Origin of the sequence: Mesorhizobium sp. Primo-A (genome assembly GCF_003997175.1) — a bacterium.
Taxonomy (GTDB): domain Bacteria; phylum Pseudomonadota; class Alphaproteobacteria; order Rhizobiales; family Rhizobiaceae; genus Mesorhizobium; species Mesorhizobium ciceri.
The window spans coordinates 1-415 of the sequence record NZ_RZTG01000069.1; the positions used below are offsets into that span (position 1 = coordinate 1).

Here is a 415-nt window from a genome sequence, read left to right on the forward strand (position 1 = left end):
GGGGAATAGGGGAGGCTATTCGGCTGTAAGTTTACGGATGAGAAGTCGAAGAAGCTTTCCCACACTTTCGGTACTCGCCAACAATGGGCCGGACGTCGCTTTCGGCGCGATGCCAATACGTTCAGCAATCAGAAGCTGAGTTTCCAGTTCCTTCAATGATCCTTGGGCAATACGGAGAAACTGCAGATAGGAGCCTCGAATTTCCCTGCCATACCCCTCGGCTATGTTCGCCGGCACCGACGTTGCAGAGCGCCGCACTTGGCTGGTCAGTCCATAAAGTTCTTCTTTGGGCCAGGATTTCGTAGCACCGTAGACCGCCACCGCAAGATCCATCGCCTGCTCCCAAACCAGCAAGTCCTTGTAGGACCCTGTTTTTTCGGTCATCCGTCCCTACTCCCCTACTCCCCTACTCCCC

Annotated in this window: 1 protein-coding gene; it reads right to left on the reverse strand. The window is 54.9% G+C overall.

The genetic code is table 11. The features are described from left to right. Positions 1–15 precede the first annotated feature (15 nt). Entirely contained in the window at positions 16–384 is a 369-nt protein-coding gene (locus tag EOC83_RS32630; protein ID WP_063170070.1) for a four helix bundle protein, read from the reverse strand. Positions 385–415 lie beyond the last annotated feature (31 nt).